19 protein-coding genes are annotated in these 22,334 nt (G+C 31.0%); 8 read left to right on the forward strand and 11 right to left on the reverse strand.

Annotated elements, in window-relative coordinates; translation table 11 throughout:
- Positions 1-54: 54 nt before the first annotated feature.
- From gyrB to asnB, 4 genes are all read right to left on the reverse strand, one after another.
- Entirely contained in the window at positions 55-1,992 is a 1,938-nt protein-coding gene (gyrB, locus tag CXF68_RS00370; protein ID WP_101042392.1) for a DNA topoisomerase (ATP-hydrolyzing) subunit B, read from the reverse strand.
- A 271-nt stretch (positions 1,993-2,263) separates the two neighbouring features.
- Positions 2,264-3,007 carry a hypothetical protein gene (locus tag CXF68_RS00375; RefSeq protein WP_101042393.1) on the reverse strand — a complete coding sequence of 248 codons (744 nt, stop codon included), beginning with the start codon at positions 3,005-3,007 and terminating at the stop codon, positions 2,264-2,266.
- Between the two features lie 216 nt (positions 3,008-3,223).
- The gene (locus CXF68_RS00380) at positions 3,224-6,676 is read right to left on the reverse strand and encodes a pyruvate carboxylase (RefSeq protein ID WP_101042394.1); all 3,453 of its coding nucleotides are present in this window, start codon (positions 6,674-6,676) and stop codon (positions 3,224-3,226) included.
- A gap of 189 nt (positions 6,677-6,865) precedes the next feature.
- The gene (asnB, locus tag CXF68_RS00385; protein WP_101042395.1) at positions 6,866-8,530 is read right to left on the reverse strand and encodes an asparagine synthase B; all 1,665 of its coding nucleotides are present in this window, start codon (positions 8,528-8,530) and stop codon (positions 6,866-6,868) included.
- Positions 8,531-8,995: 465 nt separating this feature from the next.
- Between asnB and CXF68_RS00390 the strand changes: the two genes are divergently transcribed.
- The 7 genes from CXF68_RS00390 (at position 8,996) to trpA (ending at position 15,700) form a co-directional block, all read left to right on the forward strand.
- Complete coding sequence (locus CXF68_RS00390; RefSeq protein WP_101042396.1) at positions 8,996-10,387, forward strand: anthranilate synthase component I family protein; 1,392 nt, start codon at positions 8,996-8,998, stop codon at positions 10,385-10,387.
- 1 nt (position 10,388) lies between these two features.
- Positions 10,389-10,967 (forward strand): aminodeoxychorismate/anthranilate synthase component II, encoded by a 579-nt coding sequence (locus CXF68_RS00395; RefSeq protein ID WP_101042397.1) that lies wholly within the window; start codon positions 10,389-10,391, stop codon positions 10,965-10,967.
- 91 nt (positions 10,968-11,058) lie between these two features.
- Positions 11,059-12,045 (forward strand): anthranilate phosphoribosyltransferase, encoded by a 987-nt coding sequence (trpD, locus tag CXF68_RS00400; protein WP_101042398.1) that lies wholly within the window; start codon positions 11,059-11,061, stop codon positions 12,043-12,045.
- An 80-nt stretch (positions 12,046-12,125) separates the two neighbouring features.
- Positions 12,126-12,914: an indole-3-glycerol phosphate synthase TrpC gene (trpC, locus tag CXF68_RS00405; protein WP_101042399.1), complete on the forward strand. Its 789-nt coding sequence runs from the start codon at positions 12,126-12,128 to the stop codon at positions 12,912-12,914.
- A gap of 24 nt (positions 12,915-12,938) precedes the next feature.
- The gene (locus tag CXF68_RS00410) at positions 12,939-13,589 is read left to right on the forward strand and encodes a phosphoribosylanthranilate isomerase (RefSeq protein WP_232771587.1); all 651 of its coding nucleotides are present in this window, start codon (positions 12,939-12,941) and stop codon (positions 13,587-13,589) included.
- 56 nt (positions 13,590-13,645) lie between these two features.
- Positions 13,646-14,827: a tryptophan synthase subunit beta gene (gene trpB / locus CXF68_RS00415; RefSeq protein WP_101042401.1), complete on the forward strand. Its 1,182-nt coding sequence runs from the start codon at positions 13,646-13,648 to the stop codon at positions 14,825-14,827.
- A gap of 108 nt (positions 14,828-14,935) precedes the next feature.
- Positions 14,936-15,700, forward strand: coding sequence for a tryptophan synthase subunit alpha (trpA, locus tag CXF68_RS00420; protein WP_101047268.1), 765 nt, complete (start codon positions 14,936-14,938; stop codon positions 15,698-15,700).
- Between the two features lie 86 nt (positions 15,701-15,786).
- Here the strand turns inward: trpA and CXF68_RS00425 are convergent, their stop codons facing one another.
- The 7 genes from CXF68_RS00425 to CXF68_RS00455 form a co-directional block, all read right to left on the reverse strand.
- The gene (locus CXF68_RS00425) at positions 15,787-16,044 is read right to left on the reverse strand and encodes a hypothetical protein (RefSeq protein WP_028890142.1); all 258 of its coding nucleotides are present in this window, start codon (positions 16,042-16,044) and stop codon (positions 15,787-15,789) included.
- Between the two features lie 88 nt (positions 16,045-16,132).
- The gene (locus CXF68_RS00430; RefSeq protein WP_101042402.1) at positions 16,133-16,441 is read right to left on the reverse strand and encodes a co-chaperone YbbN; all 309 of its coding nucleotides are present in this window, start codon (positions 16,439-16,441) and stop codon (positions 16,133-16,135) included.
- Positions 16,442-16,523: 82 nt separating this feature from the next.
- On the reverse strand, positions 16,524-17,165 hold the full coding sequence (locus CXF68_RS00435; RefSeq protein WP_101042403.1) for a peroxiredoxin: 642 nt from the start codon (positions 17,163-17,165) through the stop codon (positions 16,524-16,526).
- A gap of 134 nt (positions 17,166-17,299) precedes the next feature.
- Positions 17,300-18,463 carry a sigma-54 dependent transcriptional regulator gene (locus tag CXF68_RS00440; RefSeq protein WP_101042404.1) on the reverse strand — a complete coding sequence of 388 codons (1,164 nt, stop codon included), beginning with the start codon at positions 18,461-18,463 and terminating at the stop codon, positions 17,300-17,302.
- Between the two features lie 51 nt (positions 18,464-18,514).
- On the reverse strand, positions 18,515-19,339 hold the full coding sequence (locus CXF68_RS00445; protein ID WP_369800449.1) for a mechanosensitive ion channel family protein: 825 nt from the start codon (positions 19,337-19,339) through the stop codon (positions 18,515-18,517).
- 76 nt (positions 19,340-19,415) lie between these two features.
- A complete protein-coding gene (locus tag CXF68_RS00450) occupies positions 19,416-20,741 on the reverse strand; it encodes an ABC transporter permease (RefSeq protein WP_101042405.1) in 1,326 nt (441 codons plus the stop codon).
- 3 nt (positions 20,742-20,744) lie between these two features.
- Positions 20,745-21,674 (reverse strand): ABC transporter ATP-binding protein, encoded by a 930-nt coding sequence (locus CXF68_RS00455; RefSeq protein ID WP_101042406.1) that lies wholly within the window; start codon positions 21,672-21,674, stop codon positions 20,745-20,747.
- A gap of 190 nt (positions 21,675-21,864) precedes the next feature.
- Between CXF68_RS00455 and CXF68_RS00460 the strand changes: the two genes are divergently transcribed.
- A complete protein-coding gene (locus CXF68_RS00460) occupies positions 21,865-22,323 on the forward strand; it encodes a MarR family winged helix-turn-helix transcriptional regulator (RefSeq protein ID WP_101042407.1) in 459 nt (152 codons plus the stop codon).
- Positions 22,324-22,334 lie beyond the last annotated feature (11 nt).

The raw sequence follows: 22,334 nt of genomic DNA on the forward strand, positions 1-22,334 counted from the left end.
AAAGCTCAATTCTATTGAAATTGAGCTTTTTTATATATTTAATTTAAATTGCTGTTACGCATCAATATTTGCATACTTTGCATTACGTTCGATAAAATCTCTACGAGGTGGCACTTCATCTCCCATTAGCATTGAGAATACTCTATCTGCTTCTGTTGGGCTATCAATAACTACTTTACGTAAAGTTCTAAATTCAGGATTCATAGTCGTATCCCATAACTGGTCTGCATTCATCTCCCCAAGACCTTTATAACGTTGTATACTTACATTACCTCCTAATTTTTGAGCAATTAAATCACGTTGATTATCATCCCAAGCATACTCTCTTTTTTGTCCTTTTTTAACTAAATATAAAGGTGGAGTTGCAATATAAATATACCCTTGTTCAACCATTTCCCTCATATACCTAAAGAAAAAAGTTAAAATTAAAGTAGCAATATGACTACCATCTACATCGGCATCACACATAATAACTACTTTATGATAACGAACTTTAGATAAATTTAAAGCTCTTGGATCTTCCTCTGTTCCTATAGAAACTCCTAAAGCAGTAAACATATTCTTGATCTCTTCATTTTCAAAAACTTTATGCTGCATTGCTTTCTCAACATTCAATATCTTTCCACGAAGTGGAAGAATTGCTTGAAAGTTACGATCACGTCCTTGTTTTGCTGTTCCACCTGCCGAATCTCCCTCAACTAAGAAAATTTCACATTGAGCTGGGTCTGTTTCAGAACAATCTGATAATTTACCAGGTAAACCACCAATACTCATTACAGTTTTACGCTGTACCATTTCACGTGCTTTACGTGCTGCGTGACGTGCATTCGCTGCTAAAATTACTTTCTGAACAATAATTTTTGCATCATTAGGATTTTCTTCTAAATAATCAGTTAACATTTCTGATACTGCTTGAGATACAGCAGAAGATACTTCTCTATTTCCTAATTTTGTTTTTGTTTGTCCTTCAAATTGAGGTTCTGCTACTTTTACAGAAACAATAGCCGTTAAACCTTCACGGAAATCATCTCCTGCAATTTCGAATTTCACATTTTTAAGTAATCCAGATTCGTCTGCATACTTTTTCAATGTATGTGTTAAACCTCTTCTAAAACCAGATAAATGCGTTCCTCCTTCATGTGTATTAATATTATTTACATACGAATGTAAATTTTCAGAATATGAAGTATTGTAAACCATAGCTACTTCTACAGGAATACCGTTCTTTTCACCTTCCATCGAAATTACTTTGGAAGTTAACTGCTCACGAGTAGAATCTAAATATTTAATAAACTCTGGTAAACCCTCATCACTATAAAAAGTTTCTACAGGAAAATTACCTTCATCATCCGTTACTCTTTTATCTGTTAAAGTAATTGTAATTCCTTTGTTCAAGTATGCTAATTCACGCATACGAGTAGCTAACGTATCGTAATTATACTCGGTAGTTTGCTGGAAAATTGATTTATCTGGTAAAAAAGTAACAATCGTTCCTGTAAAATCAGTCTCTCCAATTGTTTTAACTGGATATAATGATTTTCCTTCAGAATATTCTTGCTGCCAAACTTTACCTTCTTTATGTACTGTTGCTGTTAAATGTTCAGATAACGCATTTACACAACTTACACCAACACCGTGTAAACCACCAGAAACTTTATAAGAATCTTTATCAAATTTACCACCAGCACCAATTTTTGTCATTACAACTTGTAATGCAGAAACTCCTTCTTTTTTGTGAATACCAACTGGTATTCCACGTCCATTATCTTTAGTCGTAACAGAGTTGTCTTCGTTAATCGTAACATTAATTGTATCACAATGCCCCCCCATTGCTTCATCAATAGAGTTATCTACAACCTCGTATACTAAATGGTGTAAACCACGTATTCCAACATCTCCAATATACATTGATGGACGCATTCTTACATGCTCCATCCCTTCTAATGCCTGAATACTGGAAGCATCGTAATTATTTTTATTTTCTTCGCTCATAATAAGTGAATTAATTAAGTTTTAATTTCAAAAAACCGTCTATAAAAGACAAATATAGAATCTAACAAATTTACGTGTTTTAGTTATTAAATAAAAGTTTTTACGTGTTTGATAGTGAGAATTAACAATTCTAAAAAAACACCTTAAAAGCTTTAAAAAACACTTTAATTTCAAATACACTTATATATATGAATGATGCAAGAAGAGTTAAAATTAAAAACCTCGCATAAGCAAGGTTTTTAAAGTCTGTGATTTTATAAAAATTTGTGATTTAACCTAAATTAATGGTTTTTTGTCCTGCTGAAAGCCCTTCTATTGAAATAATTACTTTGTACCTTCCTGCTTTTACATTTTCCCTATCAAATTCGACATATGATGTAACACTCAGTGATTCATTTTTGTAATCTACAATTAGGTTATTTTTAGCTCCGCTTTTAGTAACAACTACATTATTTTGAGAATCTAAAATCTTTATAGAAACTCTTTTTTTCCCTGGAGTAGCCATTTCGTTTTCTAAAACATAAAAACTAACTTTAAAAGCATCTACCTTATTTTTATTAGTTGTTTTTGTAAACTTCCCACTATTCCTTTTCTTCACAGTAAGGATTTCAGAAATATTTACTTTTAACAATCTAGCTTTATCTATTTTAGAAGCTAAATAATTAACTTTATTATAAAGTTTTTTTGTTAAGGTTATTTTTTGAGTTAATGCATTTTTATCTTTTTTTAAATCATTATCTAAATCATCTACCGAATCTTTTAAGTCTATAATTTTATTTATTTCAGAAATAACTCGCTTAGATAGTTTTTTATTCTTAACAGCCAACTTTTTATAACTTGCTATTTTCTCATCTAGTTCAAGTTGTAATTCATTTTTTTCTTCAACAGATTTTTTAAGCTTAGAACTCACAACTTTGTAATCATAACTCTTATTAAATGCGTATATAAAGGAGAATACTGTTGCTACAAATAATAATACAAGTAATATTTTTTTTTTGAATATTGGGGTACTCATTCTATCTGGGGGTATTAGTTTCACAAAAGATAAATCTAAATATAGATATAAAATAGTAATAATAAAAAATATTTTTTCTTATTACTCATAATTAATGATTCAAATATTTTTTAAAAAAACACAAAAACACCTTAAATTTAAGACAGAACATTTTTGTTAAAAACAAAAGAAATCTCGCAAATCGCGAGATTTCTCCTACTTTTTAGATAAAAATAACTAAACTAATTCAATTACTAAATCTTCTGAGTTCACCATTATTCCCGATTCTAAAACCAATTCTTTTATCGTTGAATCTTCAACAGCAGTAATAGTAGTCTCCATCTTCATTGCTTCAATAATAAATAAAGGTTGATTTTTTGTTACATTTTCACCTTTTTTCACCAAAATAGTAGACAACATTCCTTGTAATGGAGCTCCTATTTCTTTTAAATTATCTTTATCCGCTTTCGTATTTACAACTTTAGTAGTTTTAATTGACTCATCTTTTACCTGAACAGACCTACCTTGACCATTTACTTTAAAATAAACAGTTATCATTCCATCTTCATTTGGCCTCCCAACAGAATCCAAAGTAATTAATAATCTTTTCCCTTTATCTAACTCAACAATTATCTCCTCACCTCTTTCCATTCCATAAAAGAAGTTTTTCGTTGGTAAATTTATTAAACTATCATATTTTAAATGCTTGTTAAAGGCATCAGTAAATACTTTAGGATATAATTTATATGACAAGAAATCTGTGAAATCTATAGGCCTACTTAAATCATTTTCAAATATTTTTCTAAAATCATTATATTCTTCTTCAATATCTAAAGGCTCAATATGTGCATTCGGTCTATCTGTATATGGTTTTTGATCTTTTAAAATTAATTTCTGAAGATCTTTAGGAAAACCTCCTACAGGCTGACCTAAATCACCTCTAAAAAAACTCACTACTGATTGTGGGAATGAAATTGTATCTCCACGCTCTAAAACATCCTGAACCGTTAAATTATTACTTACTAGGTATTGCGCCATATCACCAACAACTTTCGAACTTGGCGTTACTTTTACAATATCACCAAAGAGTAAGTTTACATCTCCATACATTTTAGTAATTTCATGAAAGCGATCTTCTAAACCTAATGCTTGTGCTTGTGGCTTTAAATTAGAATACTGTCCTCCTGGAATTTCATGTTTAAAAACTTCTCCTGATCCAGATTTTAAGCCAGATTCAAACGGGTAATAATACTCTCTTACATCTCCCCAATAATTAGAATATTCATTTAAAGAATCTACACTTAAACTACTTTCCCTATCATTAAACCTCATCATTTCTACAACAGAATTAAAATTAGGTTGTGATGTTAATCCAGATAAACCACCAAGTGCCACATCAACAACATCCACTCCTGCTTCAATAGCTTTTAAATAGGTTGCTGACTGAATAGACGAGGTATCATGTGTATGTAAGTGAATAGGAATATTAACTTCTTGTTTTAAAGCAGAAACTAATTCGAAAGCTGCATATGGTTTTAATAAACCAGCCATATCTTTAATAGCTAAGATGTGCGCTCCTGCATTTTCAATATCCTTAGCTAATTGTGTATAATATTTAAGGTTATATTTTGTGTTCTTCGGATTTAAAATATCACTTGTGTAACAAATTGATCCCTCAGCTAATCCCTGAGTTTTATTACGAACATGCTCAATGCAAGGAGCAATAGATTTCATCCAATTTAAGGAATCAAAAATTCTAAAAATATCTACTCCATTTTCCCAAGATTGCTCAACAAATTTTTCTATTAAATTATCTGAATATGCTGTATACCCAACTCCGTTTGAGCCTCTAATTAACATTTGTAGTAATACGTTTGGCATAGATTTACGTAACAAACGTAAACGTTCCCATGGGTTTTCTTGTAAAAAACGCATACAAACATCAAATGTTGCACCACCCCAAACTTCCATACTAAAAATATCTGCATTATTTTTAGCATAACCTTCTGCTACTTTTAACATATCAAAAGTTCGCATTCTAGTGGCTAATAAACTCTGATGGGCATCACGCATTGTGGTATCTGTAAAATGAATTTTCTTTTCATTCTTTAACCATTCAGCAAATTTTTCTGGTCCCAATTCAGTTAACAAATCTTTTGTTCCTTTGGGATAACTAGCATTTGCATCAAACGAAGGAACTACAGGTTGAATAAACTTCTTCGTTGAATCTAACTTTTTAACATCTGAGTTTCCGTTTACAATAACATCCCCTAAATAAGTAATTAACTTCGTAGCTCTATTCCTTGGTGCTTTAAAAACAAATAAATCAGGAGTTTTCTTAATAAAATTAACTGTTACCTCTCCTTTTCTGAAAGTATCATGTTTTAAAATATTATCAAGAAAAGGCATATTTGTTTTAACACCTCTAATTCTAAACTCTGCCAAAGCACGACTCACTTTTCTACATGCTCCATCTAAAGTTCTACTATTTGCAGTAACTTTAACAAGCATAGAATCAAAAAATGGCGAAATAATTGCTCCTTGATATACACTACCTGCATCTAAACGAATACCAAAACCAGAAGCACTTCTATAAGCCGTGATTTCTCCATAATCTGGCTTAAAATCATTCTGAGGATCCTCAGTTGTAATCCTACACTGTAGCGCATATCCATTAATCTTTACAGCTTCTTGATTCGTGATTTTTATTTGCTGATCTGCTAATTTATAACCTCCCGCAATAAACAATTGTGTTTTTACTAAATCGATATTTGTTACTACTTCTGTAACCGTATGCTCTACTTGAATACGCGGATTCACCTCTATAAAATAAATAGAACCATCATCATCTACTAAAAACTCTACCGTTCCAATATTATTATAACTTACCGCCTTACAAATAGCTATTGCATATTTATAAAGCGCATCTTTTGTTTCTTGTTTTAAACCGAATGATGGTGCAAATTCAATTACTTTTTGATAACGACGCTGCACAGAACAATCACGTTCAAATAAATGAACTGTATTCCCATAATTATCTGCTACAATTTGAATTTCAATATGCTTTGGATTCTCTACAAACTTCTCAAGAAAAACCGTATCATCACCAAATGCATTTAAAGCTTCACGCTTACTTTCATTAAAAGCTTTTATTAATTCTTCAGCCTTCCTAATAACACGCATTCCCCTACCACCACCTCCAGAAGCAGCTTTTAACATTACAGGGTACCCTATTTTTTCTGCTTCTTTCAAAGCTACCTCAATACTCACTAAAGCTTCCTCATTACTTTTAATAATAGGAATGTTATTTGCTAAAGCAACCTCTTTAGCTGTTATTTTATCTCCTAACGATTTTAAAACGGACACTTTTGGTCCAATAAAAATAATACTATTCTTTTCACATTCTTGAGCAAAATTTGCATTTTCAGACAAAAAACCATAACCTGGGTGAATCGCATCTGCACCACACTCTAATGCAACTCTAATTAACTCATTAATACTCAAATAAGGCTTTAAAGGTTCATTATTTTCTCCAATTTGATACGCTTCATCTGCTTTATACCGATGCAATGAATACCTGTCTTCAAAGGTATAAACACCTACAGTTTCTACATTAATTTCAGTACAGGCTCTAAAAATTCTAATAGCAATTTCTCCTCTATTTGCAACAAGTACTTTTTTTATTTTCATCTTAAATCGTTTATTTTGAGTGTAAAAGTATTTTTTTGTTTAAAAGCAATCAAATTAGTGATAATTTACAACAGATTGTTTAAAACTGTGTTATTATTTTTATTTTACTAGTATATAGATTCTATTTTAAAATCAGTTTGACTATAACTTATTTAAAAGTCTTTTTTAAAACTACTAAGAATAAAAAATTTAATATGCATCATCATGCACGCTCATTATTGCTCTTCCTGAAGGCTCATTCATATTTTTAAACGCCTCATCCCATTCAAGTGCTGTAGCAGTACTACAAGCTACACTAGCTTCTTGCGGCACACTTAAAGCAGCAGTATCACTTGGAAAATGACCTTCAAAAATTGAACGATAATAAAACTCTTCTTTATTGGTTGGTGTTTGAATTGGAAACCTAAATTTAGCGTTTGCTAATTGCTCATCAGTAACCTCCTTATCTACAACCTCCTTTAAAGTATCAATCCAACTATAACCGACACCATCAGAAAATTGCTCTTTTTGTCTCCAAGCAACACTTTCAGGTAACATGTCTTCAAAAGCTTTACGAACCACCCATTTTTCCATGCGCTCTCCGTTAATCATTTTATCTTGTGGATTAATGCGCATCGCAACATCCATAAATTCTTTATCTAAAAATGGGACACGCCCTTCAATTCCCCAAGCCATTAAACTTTTGTTTGCTCTTAAACAATCATACATATGTAATTTGTCTAATTTACGAACAGTTTCTTCATGAAACTCTTCTGCACTTGGAGCCTTATGAAAGTATAAATAACCTCCAAAAATTTCATCAGCACCTTCACCAGATAACACCATTTTAACTCCCATCGATTTAATAACTCGTGCCATTAAATACATTGGTGTAGAAGAACGGATTGTTGTAATATCATATGTTTCTATGTTATAGATAACATCTTTAATAGCATCTAAACCTTCTTGAATAGTGAATTTTATTTCATGATGAACAGTACCTATATGATCTGCCACCTTTTGAGCTGCAGCTAAATCAGGTGAACCTTCTAATCCTACAGAGAAAGAATGTAATTGTGGATACCAAGCTTCTGATTTATCATCAGATTCAATTCTTTTTTGTGAGTATTTTTTAGCAATTGCTGATATTACTGAAGAATCTAATCCGCCAGAGAGTAAAACACCATAAGGTACATCACTCATTAATTGCCTGTGTACTGCAGCTTCTAAAGCTTCTTTAACTTCTGCAATACTAGTTTCATTTTCTTTTACTGCCTGATAGTCTGACCAATCTCTTTTATACCATTGTACAAATTTCCCGTCTTTACTAGACATATAATGTCCTGGAGGAAATAATTCTATTTTAGAACAAACCCCTTCTAAAGCTTTTAATTCAGAAGCTACATAAAGAGTTCCGTTTATATCCCAACCGATATATAAAGGAATTATTCCCATATGATCACGAGCAATAAAGTACTCATCTTTTTCGACATCATATAAAGCGAAACCAAAAATTCCGTTTAAATCATCTACAAAGTCAGCACCTTTTTCTTTGTAAAGTGCTAAAATCACTTCACAATCAGAAGCCGTTTGAAACTCATAAGAACCTGTAAGTTTTTTAGCTAATTCTCTGTGGTTGTATATTTCTCCGTTTGCTGCTAAAATTAATTTTTTATCAGCACTAAATAAAGGTTGTTGACCAGAAGCAGGATCAACAATTGCTAATCTTTCATGAGCCATTATAACTTTATCATCACTATAAACACCACTCCAATCTGGGCCGCGGTGTCTAATTTTTTTAGCCATTTCTAAAACCTGAGGTCTTAAACTATCCGAAGTTTGTTTTAAATCAAACGCACATACAATTCCACACATAACTTTATATTTTAATTACTTTCTTAAAAAAGAATATTTGTTTCTATTTATGACACAAACTACGGTATATAGTTTCTTTTTGAAAACACAAAACAATATTTTAGTATAAATATGAAACAATAAAATAAATAAAAACAACAATATGTAACTACATTAATCAATTATCAACAAAAACAACAACACTTTAATAGTTATTAATAAAAAAGTAAAATAAAGTTTGTGAAATCAAAAATCTATTTTACATTTGCCTTATAATGATGAAACAAAACAACATATGGTGGTGGAACTCTCTTAATATTTAAGTGAGAAGAAACCTATATGTATATAATATAACGAAAAGGCTTATCTCACGATAAGCCTTTTTTTGTTTTTAATACTAAAAATGTCACCTCGAGCGCAGTCGAGAGGTCATTAAAATAAAAGAGATTAAAATGGTCTCGACTGCGCTCGACCAGACAAGATAAAATGAACAAAATAGCATTCAAAACAGTTAGTAAAAAACGAATTTCAGATACTATTACCCCTGTAGGTTTGTATTTAAGATTTAGAGATAAATACGCAAATACGTTATTATTAGAAAGTTCAGATTATCATAGTAAAGAAGAAAGTTTTTCTTTCATAGCTATTGAACCTATTGTTACGATGAAAGTTGACAATTATCAATTTTCTATTTCTCATAAAGATGTACAGACTAACAAACAACCTGTTGATAAAAATTTTTATCAATTATTTGATCAGTTTACGAATTCGATAGATTTAGATTGCCCTGCTGAATTAAAATCATTTAATGGTTTGTATGGATATTCAACTTTCGATTCTGTTCAATATTTCGAAAATATTCAATTTAAGAACAAAAAAGCACCTTCTGCAATTCCTGAAATGCAATACAGTTTTTATCGTTTTATTATTGCGATCAATCATTTTAATGATGAAATGACTTTGATTGAAAATATCGAAGTAGGAACAACTTCAAGAATTTCTGAGATAGAAACCATTATTGAAGCACAAACATTCAATACTCAAAAATTTGAAATCAGCGGAGAAGAAACTTCAAATTGCACCGATGAAGACTTTAAAGAATATGTAGTAAAAGCAAAAGCTCACTGTAAACGAGGAGATGTTTTTCAATTAGTTTTATCACGTCAATTTCAACAAGAATTTAAAGGAGACGAATTTAATGTATACAGAGCATTACGCTCAATAAATCCATCACCTTATTTATTTTATTTCGATTACGGATCATTTAAATTAATGGGTTCTTCACCAGAGGCACAAATTAAAATAAGCGCAGGTAAAGCAATCATCAACCCAATCGCTGGTACATTCAGAAGAACAGGTGATATGGCAGAAGATATTAAACTAGGAAAACTATTATCTGAAGACAAGAAAGAAACTGCCGAACATGTAATGCTAGTTGACTTAGCTAGAAACGATTTAAGTAAACATGCTGAAAACGTAAAAGTTGAAGTTTTTAAAGAAGTTCAGTATTTTAGTCATGTAATTCACTTAGTATCTACAGTGCAAGGTAAGATTAAAGGAAATCCGATTAACATCGTAGGAGACACATTTCCGGCAGGTACATTAAGCGGAGCCCCTAAATATAAAGCCATGCAATTAATTGACAAGCACGAAAATCAATCTCGTGGATTTTATGGTGGTGCCGTTGGAATAATCGGCTTAGATGGCTCTGTAAATCTTGCTATTGCAATACGTTCTTTCGTTAGTAAGAGCAATGTATTGTACTACCAAGCAGGTGCAGGAATTGTAATTCATTCTGATGAAGAAAAAGAATTACAAGAAGTAAACAATAAATTAGCTGCTTTGAAAAAAGCATTAACCTTAGCAGAAAACATTTAAGATGAATATATTAATACTAGACAATTACGATTCATTTACTTATAACTTGGTACACATGGTAGAAGATATTACTGGTAATTTACCAGATGTATATCGTAACGATGAAATTTCTATTGAAGAAATAGAACGTTACGATGCTATTATTTTATCTCCAGGCCCAGGAATACCTGATGAAGCTGGTATTTTAAAAAATGTTATAAAGAAATATGCAGGTAAAAAACCTATTTTTGGCGTTTGTTTAGGACTACAAGCAATAACAGAAGTTTTTGGCGGGAAAATTGAAAATATGGGAGAGGTATTTCATGGAGTAGCCACAGAAATGGAAGTTATTAATAAAAATGCTATTCTTTTTAAAGATATTCCTGAAAAATTTGATGCAGCAAGGTATCATTCTTGGATCGCTTCAAACGAAAACTTTCCTTCAGAAATTATGATTACAGCAAAAGATGAAGACGGTGGCATTCAAGCTATCGAACATAAAGTATTTAATTTATCAGCAGTACAATTTCACCCAGAATCAATATTAACCGAAGTAGGCGAACAAATAGTTAGAAATTTTTTAGATAATATTAAAGAATAACGTTATTACGAATACAACGAAGTAATCTCTTAATTGATAAACAGGTTGCTACAGCAAATTATCATTTGCTTCGCAATTACAAGATTAAATTATGAAACAAATATTAAACAACTTATATCAACATAAAAGATTAACTAAACCTGAAGCAAAACAGGTTTTGATAGATATTGCTTCAGGAAAATTTAATGATGCACATTTAGCATCTTTTATGACTGTTTTTATGATGCGTCCAATTTCTGTTGACGAACTTTCAGGATTTAGAGACGCTTTAAAAGAACTAGCCATAAAAGTCGATTTCTCTGAATACAACACCATAGATATTGTAGGAACTGGAGGTGATGGGAAAGACACTTTTAATATATCTACAATGACTTCTTTTATTGTTGCAGGAACTGGGCAAAAAGTAGCTAAACATGGTAATTACTCTGTTTCTTCACAGTCTGGATCATCTGATATGTTAGAAAGTTTCGGTTACAAGTTTACAAATGACGAAGCTATTTTAAAATCGCATTTAGAAAAAGCAAATATTTGTTTTTTACACGCTCCTAAATTTCATCCAGCAATGAAAGCTGTGAGTTCAACTAGAAAAGCATTAGCTTTAAAAACCTTTTTTAATATGCTAGGGCCATTAGTAAACCCGAGTTCACCGCAAAATCAATTATTAGGAACATTCAATTTAGAAGTTGCTCGCTTATACAATTACATTTTACAAGAAGAAGGCAGTAACTACGGAATTGTACACGCCCTAGATGGTTATGATGAAATATCGCTAACAAGCGGGTTTAAATTATTTACCAAAAACGGAGAACAATTAATTAATCCTGAAGATTTAGGACAAAAAAAATTACAACAATCAGATATTTTTGGAGGAAACTCTGTTGCCGATGCTGCAAAAATATTTAAGAATATTATTGAAGGAAACGGTACTGAAGCACAAAACAGTGTTGTTTTAACAAACGCTGCATTCGCTCTAAAAATTGTTGATCATAAAAAGAGTTTTACAGAAGCTTATGAAGAAGCTAAAAACTCTTTATTAGGTTTAAAAGCAAAGGAATGTTTAAATAAATTAGTAAATTAAAATATCATTACAAGAAAGAATAACGAAGTAATCTTATAAAGAATATTACCTACTTTGTTTGAATGACAAAAGAATAAAAAATGACAATACTAGATAAAATAATCGCATTTAAGAAAACAGAAGTTGCTAAAATTAAAGCAGAAGTACCTGTAAAAAAATTAATTGAAAGTCCAAATTTTAAGAACACTTCGTTCTCACTAAAAAAGGCTTTACTTTCAATAGGTTCAACAGGAATTATAGCAGAATATAAACGCAAATCCCCTTCTAAAGGAATTATTAATAATAAATCTACAATTATTGAAGTAACAGAAGGGTATTTAGATGCAAATGTTGCTGCACAATCTATTTTAACAGACACTTCTTTTTTTGGAGGAACTATGGCTGATTTATTAGAAGCAAGAACTGTAAACCAGATAAAACCTATTTTAAGAAAAGATTTTATTGTGGACGGATTTCAAATTGTTGAAGCCAAAGCTATTGGTGCAGATGTTATTTTATTAATAGCTGCTTATTTAACAACAAAAGAATTAAAAAATTACGGGCAATTAGCAAGTGATTTAGGTTTAGAAGTTTTATACGAAGTACATACGCAAGAGGACTTAGATAAAATTAACGATTTAGATAATAAAATTATCGGAATTAATAATAGAAACTTAAAAACTTTCGAAGTTGATTTAGAGCACTCAATTAATCTAGCAAATCAAATTCCTGATACTGCAATTAAAGTCTCAGAAAGTGGAATTTCAGACCCTAGAATTATTACCGGATTAAAAGAACATGGTTTTCAAGGTTTTTTAATTGGTGAGACTTTTATGAAAACAGATAACCCTGGGCAAGCTTGTCAAGACTTCATCAATCAAATAAGATAAGCCATGAAGCTGAAAATTTGTGGAATGAAATACATAGAAAACATCCAACAAGTTGCAGCACTGCAACCTGACTATTTGGGATTTATTTTCTATGATAGGTCGAAAAGAAATTTTGAAGGAATCATCCCTGATTTACCTAAAGAAATAAAAAAAGCAGGTGTTTTTGTAAATGAGATTCCTGAAATAGTAGTTTCATTCGTTGAAGAATACGGCTTAAATATGATACAGCTACATGGAGAGGAAACACCTGAGTACCTAGATCGTTTGGGTACAATTTTTAAAGAAAGTATTGCTGAAAAACATCCAAAGGCTAAATACAAAATACCAGAAATTATAAAAACTTTTGGAATTAAAGATGATTTCGATTTTAATACTTTAAAGCCTTACGAAGAGTTTGTTGATTTCTTTTTATTTGATACCAAAGGAAAAGAAAGAGGCGGAAACGGAATTACATTCGATTGGTCGGTTTTAAAAGGTTATAATTCTAACAAGCCTTTCTTTCTTAGCGGGGGAATTGGCATGGAAGAAGTAAATGAAATTAAAGAATTACAAAAAACAGATTTACCTATTTACGCTTTAGATGTAAATAGTAAATTTGAAACTGAAGCTGGCTTAAAATCAGTAAAAAACATAGCGGAATTTAAAAAACAAGTCATTATAAGTAAAATAAAGTAATCTATTTCTTAGTTTAAAAGATTATTTCATTCTTCGCAATGACAGAAAATTAGAATATGGAATCAAAATTTCAACCAACTAAAGAAGGGTATTACGGACAATTTGGAGGAGCATTTATCCCTGAATTATTATATCCAAACGTAAAAGAGCTAGAAGATAATTATTTAGAAATCCTTGGTTCAGAAGCTTTTCAAAAAGAGTATAAAGACTTACTACAACACTATGTTGGTCGACCAAGTCCGCTATACTTAGCAAAACGTTTATCTGAAAAATATGGAGCTACCATTTATTTAAAACGAGAAGACTTAAATCATACAGGTGCTCACAAAATAAACAATACAGTAGGTCAAATTTTAGTTGCCAAACATTTAGGTAAAACTAAAATTATTGCTGAAACAGGCGCAGGTCAACACGGAGTTGCCACGGCTACCGTTTGTGCGTTAATGGATTTAGAATGTGTTGTTTTTATGGGAGAAATAGACATAAAAAGACAAGCACCAAATGTAGCGCGTATGAAAATGCTTGGCGCAAAAGTAATTCCTGCAACTAGCGGAAGTAAAACTTTAAAAGATGCTACAAACGAAGCTATTCGTTATTGGATTCAACACCCAGAGACCTATTATTTAATCGGTTCTGTGGTTGGACCTCATCCGTATCCAGATATGGTAGCCCGTTTACAAGCTGTAATTTCTGAAGAAATGAAGGTGCAATTGAAAGCACATACAGGAAAAGAAAATCCCGATACAATTATTGCATGTGTTGGAGGAGGCTCTAATGCTGCAGGTGCTTTTTATCATTATTTAAACGACAAAGATGTTGAACTAATTGCTGTTGAAGCCGCTGGTTTAGGTGTTGATTCTGGTGAGAGCGCAGCTACCTCTCAACTTGGTGAAGTTGGTGTTATTCACGGTAGTAAAACAATTTTAATGCAAGATGAATACGGACAAATAGTTGAACCTTATTCAATATCTGCTGGGTTAGATTACCCTGGAGTTGGCCCTTTACATGCCTACTTACATGAAACTAAGCGTGCAAAATTCATGAATGCAACAGACAAAGAAGCTTTAACTGCTGCTTATGAATTAACTAAGATCGAAGGAATCATTCCTGCATTAGAAAGCGCACATGCATTAGCTGTTTTACCTAAAATGGATTTAAAGAAAGGTCAGATTGTTGTAATTAACCTATCTGGTAGAGGTGACAAAGATTTAGAAACCTACATTAAACATTTAGAGTAACCATTATTACTAAGAAAATATAAATTGTCACCTTAAGCGCAATCGAAAAGTTTTGACAAATTTAATAAATAGGTCTCGACCATGCTCGAACTGACAAAATCGAATAAAATGAATTCAGTAAAAAACATATTTCAAAATAAGAGTCAAGATTTACTCTCTATTTTCTTTACAGCTGGCTTTCCAGAACTAAACGATACTAAAGATGTAATCTCAGAACTAAGCTCAAGTGGTGTTGATTTCATAGAAGTAGGCCTTCCTTATTCTGATCCTTTGGCTGATGGCCCTACAATACAACACAGCAGTGCTGTCGCTCTAAAAAACGGAATAAACCTTGATATTATATTCAATCAATTATTAGAAATTAAAGAGTCTAATAAAACTCCATTAGTATTAATGGGATATTTAAATCAGATTATTAAATACGGTGAAGATCGTTTTTGTAAAAAAGTAAAAGATTGTGGAATAGATACCGTAATCATACCAGATTTACCAATGATTGAGTATGAAAATCATTACAAAGAACTATTCGCTAATTACGGAATAATTAATGTATTTTTAATTACTCCACACACTTCTGAAGAACGAATTCGCAAAATAGACTCATTAACCGAAGCATTTATTTATGTAGTCGCATCTGCTGCAATTACAGGAGCAAAAGGAGAAATATCACAACAGCAAATTGATTATTTTAATCGAATAAACGCAATGAAATTAAAAAGTAAGTTAATTCTTGGTTTTGGTATTTCAGATCGCAAAACATTCGCAACTGCTTGTAACTATACCAACGGAGCCATTATTGGATCTGCCTTTATAAAAGAGTTAGATAAGAATGGAATTACTGGTATTTCTAACTTTATAAAGCAAGTAAAATAAGATACCTTTTTACAAAGTTTAATTTTATTACGCATAAAAAATCCTGAACTTTAAAGTTTAGGATTTTCTTTATTTTTTAATAAAAACTATTTATCTATAGATCCTAAAACACGTTTCATAAAGCTATTTAAAGCTTCTTTTTTAGGAGTACCTTCTTTTATCATTTTATCTACTTCAATAGCTCCATACATGTTAGAGATTAACTCACCTATAACATCTAGTTCTTCATCTTTTAACGATGGAACTTCAGTTAAAGCTTCTAATGTTTCTATTGTTTCAAGTAAATAATCTTGATCATTTTCTTCAATAAAAGAAGTTAAATGTTTAATAACTGGTAATTTCATAAGTATGTGTATTTATTTCGAAGTAAATTTAAAATTTACTTTAAATGTTTTTTATTTTATTAAGATTATTGCTTTCTTAATAAAGGCATTAAATAACTTCGTTTACTAAGCTTTTTAATACATCAAACTTATTGGTCTGTACTTGATTAACAATTTTACCATTTACAAAGGTTGCAAAAGTAGGTAAGTTACTTACATCTGCTAATTTTCTACTCTCAGAAAATTTTTCTGCATCAACAATTACAAAAACTATATTTTCATTTTCTGAAGATAGCTTTTTAAATTTTGGCTTCATAATGCGACAATTACCACACCAAGTTGCTGAAAACTGTACTACGACTTTTGGATTATTTACAACTAGTTCTGCTAAATTATCATTGCTTAATTCTTGTATCATAATTTATATTTTTTCGAAAGGAGTTCGTGCTCGATCCCTTCACCTACCGTACACGAACTTATTCCCTTCTTTTTTTAATTTTTTAGTGACTTGCTAAATATTCAGCAGTTCCTTTTGCGTTTGGTTGCATAGCATCTTTACCTTCTTCCCAGTTTGCAGGACAAACTTCTCCTTTCTCTTGTACGTGAGTATATGCGTCAATTAAACGTAAGAATTCATTTACATTACGACCTACTGGCATATGGTTTATACCTTCATGAAAAACAATTCCTTCTTCATCAATTAAATAAGTTGCTCTGTATGTTACATTATCTCCTACTACTTGTACTGTTTGAGTAGCTTCGTCAAATATCTCTTCAGAAATATCTAAGATACCTAAAATCGATGATAAATTACGATTACTATCTGCTAATAAAGGGTATGTTACACCTTCGATTCCTCCATTATCTTTAGATTGGTTTAACCATGCGAAATGTACCTCAGGAGTATCACAAGAAGCTCCTATTACAATAGTATTTCTCTTTTCAAATTCACCCAATGCTTCTTGAAAAGCATGTAATTCAGTAGGACAAACAAATGTAAAGTCTTTTGGATACCAAAATAACAATACCTTTTTCTTATTATTTACTGCTTCTTCTAATACATTTAACTTAAATGTATCACCCATTTCGTTCATTGCGTCAACGCTTAAACTTGGAAATTTTTTACCAACTGCTGTAGCCATTTTATATGTTTTATTAATTATTTTCAGGTACAAATATACCACCGAAATAAGGTAGTTAATAAAAAACTTAATGCTAATTTTTTATTTTGTTATCAATTTTATCTATACAATAGGTGTGGTGAAATAGATTTACTTTATTTAGTCGCGAATAGTTTCACGTCATTCTCTGAGACTATTTTTTCTCCTAAAATAATTAAACGCTCTACAACATTACGAAGCTCTCTAATATTACCCGTCCAATCATATTCTTGTAATAACTTAATTGAAGCTACTGAAAATTCTTTTTGAACCATTCCTTGTTCCAATGCAATTTTCTCAGAGAAAAAATCAACTAATAAAGGTATATCTCCTCTTCTCTCGTTCAACGCAGGAACCTTTATTAAAATTACCGCTAAACGATGATACAAATCTTCTCTAAAACGACCTTCTGCAATTTCTCTTTTTAAATCTTTATTCGTTGCAGCAACAATACGTACATTTACTTTTATATCTTTATCTGAACCAACTCTTTGAATTTTATTTTCTTGTAAGGCTCGCAATACTTTAGCTTGTGCAGACAAGCTCATGTCTCCAATTTCATCTAAAAAAATAGTTCCCCCATTTGCCGCTTCAAACTTACCAGCACGATCTTTGTTTGCACCTGTAAAAGAACCTTTCACATGTCCAAATAACTCACTCTCTATCAATTCTGATGGAATTGCAGCACAGTTTACTTCAATCATTGAAGCTTTTACTCTATCTGATTTTTCATGTAACCAATGCGCTACTAATTCTTTTCCTGTTCCGTTTGGACCAGTAATTAAAACTCTTGCATCTGTAGTTGCTACTTTCTCTATAATTTCTTTAATATGAGTAATTGCATCACTCTCGCCAATCATCTCATAACTCTTACTTACTTTCTTTTTAAGACGTTTGTTTTCAACCACAAGCTCTTTACGATCTAACGCATTTCGAACAGTGTTTAATAAACGATTTAAATCTGGTGGCTTAGAAATATAATCAAATGCTCCTAAACGCATTGTATTTACTGCGGTATCTAAATCTCCATGCCCAGAAATCATTACCATTGGTGTTTCTGGTTTTATTTTTTTAGCCTTTTCTAACACCTCAACACCATCCATTTTTGGCATTTTAATATCACAAAGTACTAAATCATAATCTTTATTTTTAATCATTTCAATTCCAGCCAATCCATCTTCTGCCTCTTCAACTTCATAAGTATCATTCTCTTCTGAAATGATTTTCTTTAAAACTCTACGGATTGCCGCTTCGTCTTCTATGATTAATATTTTTGACATTCTTTTCTAAATTTATTTTTTAAAGAGACACAATAACCGCGCCATCAATAGTTATTGTTTAATAATATGTATGTCTCTTTGAGGAAAAGGAATTGAGATATTATGCTCCCTAAATAGTTCATCAATTCTAAATCGAATTTCACTCTTTGGTATTAACGCCTGAAAACTATCATTTAATGTAAAAACAACCTTAAACTCTAAAGCACTATCTCCAAAATTTTCAAAAACAACCAATGCTGCTGGATGTTTAAAAATTTTAGGATGCTCATCTACCGCTTTTAATAATAAGCTTTTCACCAACTGCGTATCACTACCGTATGCAACGCCAACAGAAACACTCTCTCGTGTTGTTGTACCATTTTGTGTCCAATTATATAAACTATTAGATAAATATTTATGATTTGGTATCACCAACACCTTATTATCTATCGTTACAGCTCTTGTTGTACGTAGTTTTATTTCCTCAACTCTTCCAACCTTACCGTCTAGTTCAATAATATCACCAACATGTACACTTTGATCTATAATAATAAAAATTCCTGATATTATATCTTGAAAAAAAGTTTGAAGTGCTAAACCAACACCAATTAACAATGCTGCTGAAGCAGCAAATATTGCCGTAACATTTACACCTGATGAGTTTAATGTTGTTAAGAATATAACAATATATAATAACCAGCTGACAAATGAAAAAACAGTGTCAAACTTATTTTCATCTTCTTTTTGTAATCTCTTTTTTACAAATTTCTTGAAAAATTTAATTAAAAATGAGGCCAAAATTAATACAAGTATTAACATTAAAATTGACTTTACACTTATACCAATATCTTTATTAAACAGGAATGTGTAGTTAAGTATTTTATTAAGTTCTTTCACTAAAATAAATTTATAGTAAATATATAGTTTTTAGATAAAAAAAGCAGCTATCTTTTTATGATAACTGCTTTTTTTATTATCCGTTATAACGAATCCACTTCCATAAATCTTTATATGTTGGTTTTTTACCATACATTAAAATACCTACTCTATAAATTTTTGCTGCAAACCAAACCATAAACATAAATGTTATTACTAATAACAACATTGATAATGCGATTTCCCACCAAGCTACACCAAACGGAATACGCATTAACATAACAATGGGTGATGTGAATGGAATATATGAAAATATAATAGATATAGGTCCGTGAGGATCATTAATTACAGTAAAGAATCCTACATAAATACCAAGCATTAAAGGAAGCATAATTGGCATCATAAATTGTTGTGTATCTGTTTCATTATCTACTGCTGCTCCAACTGCTGCAAATAAAGAACTATACAACATATAACCACCTAAGAAATAGAAAATAAATAAACAGAAAATTTTAAATAAAGGAAGATTTAAAACCTCTTTCATTATTTGCTCTAATTTACCACCACTTGCAGCTTGTTTCATTGCATCCATTTGCTCAGCAGAAACTTTAGAGGTTTGCATCTCTACCATATCAATTCCTAATAAAGAGGATGCAACAATACTTATTATAAATAGAATAATTCCCCAAATTAAAAACTGCAATAAACCTGCTGATGCATTACCTATAATTTTACCAAGCATTAATTGAAAAGGTTTTACCGAAGAAACTATTATTTCAATAATTCTACTTGTTTTTTCTTCAATAACACTTCTCATCACTGAAGTACCGTAAATCATTACAAACATAAAAAGCAAATAACCTGCAGCTCCTCCTGCAATAATACTAGCTACATTTTTCGCTTTTGAAGATTCTTCTCCTGAAAAATTAAACATTTTAATATCTGAAGAAATTTTTGAAGCTTTTATTTTAGCCAAATCAATACCAAAATTATTAAGTTTTAAATTTCTGAAACGTGTTTCTACTTTTCGTTCTATATTTCCTAAAACCGACATTCCTGGTGAATCTTTAGAGTAAAACTCAATCGATTTAGCCAAAACTTCTAAACTATCTAATTGTGGTATATACAAAGCTCCATAATAATCCCCTTCTTCAACTTTCTTTTTGGTATCAACCAAGCCTAGCTTTGTAAAATCCTCATATTTAATAGTTTTAGAATCTTTAAATATATCTTTAGAGAACAATCCAGATTCATCAACATATACTATTTTCTTAACCTTCTCATCGTTCTTTTTCATCAAGAAAAAAACCAATGCTCCCATACCTACCATTAGTAAAGGACTTAAAAAAGTCATCATTAAAAATGATTTATTTCGAACTTTAGCAATAAACTCACGTTCTATAATTAATCGTAATCTGCTCATAGTTTAACTGTTTTTATTTATTGCTTGAATAAAAATATCGTTAGCACTTGGTATTAACTCTACAAAATGCTGCACTTGGCCTTGAGTTGTTAAAAATGATAAAAGTTCATTAGCTGATTTACCTTCAGTTAACTGAATATTTAACTTTAACCCATCATTTAACAACCTAAAATCTGCTGGCAACACTTTAAAGTTTTCCTTTAGCTTCGCTTCTACTTCTTTTTCATTTGAAGTATTTAATCCTACTTGAAATGTATTGGTTCTAAATTGACGCTTAATATCATCTAAATTCCCATCTAATATTTTATTAGACTTATCAATTAAAGCTATATTATCACACATCTCTTCAACACTTTCCATACGGTGTGTTGAAAAAATAACAGTAGCACCTTCATCTCGTAATTGTAAAATTTCTTTAGCAATTAATTGTGCATTAATTGGATCGAATCCCGAAAAAGGCTCATCAAAAATCAATAATTTAGGCTGATGTAAAACCGTAACAATAAACTGCACCTTCTGCGCCATTCCCTTAGATAACTCTTCTACTTTCTTATTCCACCAAGCACCAATATCAAATTTATCAAACCAATATTTCAATCGTTTTTTTGCTTCCGATTTACTCAATCCTTTTAATTGCGCCAAATACAAAGCCTGTTCACCTACCCTCATCGATTTATACAAACCTCTTTCTTCGGGTAAGTACCCAATATATTCAATATGATTAGGGGCTAATTTTTCTCCATCTAAAATTATCTCTCCACTATCAGGCATTGTAATTTGATTAATAATTCTAATCAAAGATGTTTTACCTGCTCCATTAGGTCCTAAAAGTCCAAAAACACTTCCCTTTGGTATATGCATTGACACATTATTCAATGCTGTGTAATCGCCGTAACGCTTTACTACATTATTAATTTCTAATAAATTATTCATTGATTTTATAGTTGATTAATTGCTGTTTGTCAAAAAAACCAGCTATGACAAACTTACATATTTTACAATGATTAGTAGTCAGTTTACAACAAACGTTACACTTAACTCTATATTAAATTTACTATGCATGCATAACTTTTTCGCAAAATACTATGCATGCATAATAAATTTCTGTATCTTTGGCATCAACATGGATAAAAACAAATCAATAGATCATCAATTAAGAGCTACTTGGCAAGCTGTTGCAAAAATGTACAACGAACAGGCTGCAAAGCATGATAGTACAATGGCAACTGCTTTTGTTTTATTGAATATAGATTTTGAAAAAGGTACCCCTTCTACTGCCCTTGGCCCTTTAATGGGAATGGAACCTACTAGTCTTTCTCGATTATTAAAAACAATGGAAGATAAGGGCGTAATTTGTAGAGAAAAAAGCCCAACTGACGGAAGAAGTGTCATCATAAAGCTTACAGATTACGGTAAAAAAATGCGTGAAATTTCAAAAGGCCATGTATATCAATTTAATAATGAAGTAAAAAAACATATTACTGAAGAAGAGTTAAACACTTTCTTTAAAGTAACTACCACTATAAACAAACTTATTACAGACAAAATGGTGTATAATGACACCGACAAAAAAGCTGTATAAAATAAACCTGT

This window comes from Tenacibaculum sp. Bg11-29 (assembly GCF_002836595.1).
Taxonomy (GTDB): Bacteria; Bacteroidota; Bacteroidia; order Flavobacteriales; family Flavobacteriaceae; genus Polaribacter.

Coding starts and splice junctions, on each gene's coding strand:
- CXF68_RS00425 (WP_028890142.1), bottom strand. CDS start 16,044: ATGAAATTACCAGTTATTAAACATTTAACTTCTTTTATTGAAGAAAAT.
- CXF68_RS00390 (WP_101042396.1), top strand. CDS start 8,996: ATGAACAAAATAGCATTCAAAACAGTTAGTAAAAAACGAATTTCAGAT.
- CXF68_RS00455 (WP_101042406.1), bottom strand. CDS start 21,674: ATGAATAATTTATTAGAAATTAATAATGTAGTAAAGCGTTACGGCGAT.
- gyrB (WP_101042392.1), bottom strand. CDS start 1,992: ATGAGCGAAGAAAATAAAAATAATTACGATGCTTCCAGTATTCAGGCA.
- asnB (WP_101042395.1), bottom strand. CDS start 8,530: ATGTGTGGAATTGTATGTGCGTTTGATTTAAAACAAACTTCGGATAGT.
- CXF68_RS00450 (WP_101042405.1), bottom strand. CDS start 20,741: ATGAGCAGATTACGATTAATTATAGAACGTGAGTTTATTGCTAAAGTT.
- trpA (WP_101047268.1), top strand. CDS start 14,936: ATGAATTCAGTAAAAAACATATTTCAAAATAAGAGTCAAGATTTACTC.
- CXF68_RS00410 (WP_232771587.1), top strand. CDS start 12,939: ATGAAATACATAGAAAACATCCAACAAGTTGCAGCACTGCAACCTGAC.
- trpC (WP_101042399.1), top strand. CDS start 12,126: ATGACAATACTAGATAAAATAATCGCATTTAAGAAAACAGAAGTTGCT.
- CXF68_RS00435 (WP_101042403.1), bottom strand. CDS start 17,165: ATGGCTACAGCAGTTGGTAAAAAATTTCCAAGTTTAAGCGTTGACGCA.
- CXF68_RS00440 (WP_101042404.1), bottom strand. CDS start 18,463: ATGTCAAAAATATTAATCATAGAAGACGAAGCGGCAATCCGTAGAGTT.
- CXF68_RS00380 (WP_101042394.1), bottom strand. CDS start 6,676: ATGAAAATAAAAAAAGTACTTGTTGCAAATAGAGGAGAAATTGCTATT.
- trpD (WP_101042398.1), top strand. CDS start 11,059: ATGAAACAAATATTAAACAACTTATATCAACATAAAAGATTAACTAAA.
- CXF68_RS00375 (WP_101042393.1), bottom strand. CDS start 3,007: ATGAGTACCCCAATATTCAAAAAAAAAATATTACTTGTATTATTATTT.
- trpB (WP_101042401.1), top strand. CDS start 13,646: ATGGAATCAAAATTTCAACCAACTAAAGAAGGGTATTACGGACAATTT.
- CXF68_RS00460 (WP_101042407.1), top strand. CDS start 21,865: ATGGATAAAAACAAATCAATAGATCATCAATTAAGAGCTACTTGGCAA.
- CXF68_RS00395 (WP_101042397.1), top strand. CDS start 10,389: ATGAATATATTAATACTAGACAATTACGATTCATTTACTTATAACTTG.
- CXF68_RS00430 (WP_101042402.1), bottom strand. CDS start 16,441: ATGATACAAGAATTAAGCAATGATAATTTAGCAGAACTAGTTGTAAAT.